Source organism: Streptomyces sp. PU-14G (assembly GCF_041028275.1).
Classification (GTDB): domain Bacteria; phylum Actinomycetota; class Actinomycetes; order Streptomycetales; family Streptomycetaceae; genus Streptomyces.
The window spans coordinates 1-1,801 of sequence record NZ_JASKYT010000658.1 but is presented as its reverse complement, the minus strand read 5'-3'; the positions used below and the strand labels follow the sequence as shown (position 1 = coordinate 1,801).

1 protein-coding gene and 1 pseudogene are annotated in these 1,801 nt (G+C 78.1%); both read right to left on the bottom strand.

Annotated elements, in window-relative coordinates; all coding sequences use genetic code 11:
* A pseudogene (locus AB8Z75_RS34465) lies at nt 1–356 on the bottom strand (hypothetical protein); the annotation flags it as partial.
* Between the two features lie 72 nt (nt 357–428).
* Nucleotides 429–1,511, bottom strand: coding sequence for a LacI family DNA-binding transcriptional regulator (locus tag AB8Z75_RS34460; protein ID WP_369209013.1), 1,083 nt, complete (start codon nt 1,509–1,511; stop codon nt 429–431).
* Nucleotides 1,512–1,801: the final 290 nt, after the last annotated feature.

Sequence of the window (1,801 nt, the reverse complement as noted above, 5' to 3'; positions counted from 1 at the left end):
GTCCCCGCCGAGCCGCCCGCGTCCGCGCCCGCCCCCTGCCCGGAGGCTCCGCCCGCCGAGGAGGCGTCCGGTGGCGGGGGCTCCGCTTCCCGGGACGCGCCAGTACCGGCGGAGACACCAGAGGCCCCCGAGGCGACGGAGACGCCAGAGGCCTCCAAGACGGCCGAGGCGGCGGAGGCGGCTGGGAAACCCGAGGCCTTGGAGGTGGCGGTGGCGGCCGGGAAGCCGAGCGCAACGAGCAGGGCGGCGGAGCCCACAGCGGCGCCGACCACCGCGCGGCGGAAGCGTCCGCCCCGCACCGTGGCGGAGCGCGCTGCACCGGAAGCCGGGTCGCCCAGGGGCGTCGTACGAGCCATACCTGCGATGCAACGGCCTTCGGCGGGGATCGCGCACTCCGAGCGAGGCCCAAGGAGTGAGCTGGTCCCCCGTCAGGAGGAGGCGCGGGTGACCAGTTCGGTGGGCAGGACGCGGTGGCAGCGGTCGCCCTCCCCCGTGGTGCGCGCGTCGGGCGAGGCACCCGGCGTTCCCCTGCCGAGAAGGTCCAGCAGGAGGCGGGCCATCTCCCGGCCCATGCCGGGCAGGGGCTGCCGCACTGTGGTCAGAGGCGGGTCCATGTGACGGGAGACGACGGAGTCGTCGAAGCCCACGAGGGCGACATCGTCCGGTACCGACCTGCCCGCCTTCCGCAGCGCGTGCCGGGCGCCCGCGGCCATCACGTCGGAGGCGCAGAAGACGGCGTCGAGCGACGGGGTGCGCTCCAGCAGCAGGCGCATGGCGCGGTCACCGCCCTCCTCGGTGAAGTCGCCACCCGCCAGGAGGCGTTCGTCCCAGGGGCGGCCGGCCTCACGCAGCGCCGCGCGGTAGCCGTCCGTGCGGCAGCGCGCGGCGTGGACGCTGCCGGGTCCCGTGATGGTGGCGACGGTGCGGCGGCCCCGGCCGAGGAGATGCGCGACGGCGTCCCGGGCGCCGCCGGTGTTGTCGCAGTCGACGTAGGGCACCGGTTCGGTGGCGCGGCGCCTGCCGCCGAGCACGGCGGGGATTCCGGCGCGGGTGAGCAGGTCGGGCAGCGTGTGGTCGGCGTGCACGGAGACGAGCAGGACCCCGTCGATCCGGTGCGCCGCCGCGTACTGGGCGAAGCGGTCCCGTTCCTTCTGGGTGTGCAGCAGGGTGAGGAGCAGTTGCATGTCGGCCTGGGCGAGTTCCGTGCTGACCGCGCGGACGATGCCGGAGAAGTACGGCTCGGTGAAGAACCGGGACTCGGCCTCGGGGACGACCAGCGCTATGGCGTCCGCGCTGCCCGCCGCCAGCGCGCGGGCCACCCGGTTGGGCTCGTACCCCAGTTCGGCGACGGCCTCTTCGACGAGGGCGCGGGTGCGGTCGCTGACGCGGGGCGATCCGTTGACGACGCGGGACACGGTGCCGCGTGACACCCCCGCGCGGCGTGCGACCTCCTCCAGGGTCGGCCGGGGCGGTGCTGGCCTGCCGGGTCGTCCGCCGCGCGCTGCTGCCATGGTCCCCTCCCCGCGCCGGCCCCGGTCTCCGCGAGGCCGGGGCGAGGGAGCTCATTCAACTACAACGGGCGGCGAAGGGGCCCGCGCGTGCGCGGGCCCCTCGACGGCGCGGCGGGCCCCCCCCCCCCCCCCCCCCCCCCCCCCCCCCCCCCCCCCCCCCCCCCCCCCCCCCCCCCCCCCCCCCCCCCCCCCCCCCCCCCCCCCCCCCCCCCCCCCCCCCCCCCCCCCCCCCCCCCCCCCCCCCCCCCCCCCCCTGCTGCCATGGTCCCCTCCCCGCGCCGGCCCCGGTC

Excerpts from the sequence above, each read along its gene's own strand:
- AB8Z75_RS34460 (WP_369209013.1), bottom strand. The coding sequence starts at position 1,511 with ATGGCAGCAGCGCGCGGCGGACGACCCGGCAGGCCAGCACCGCCCCGG.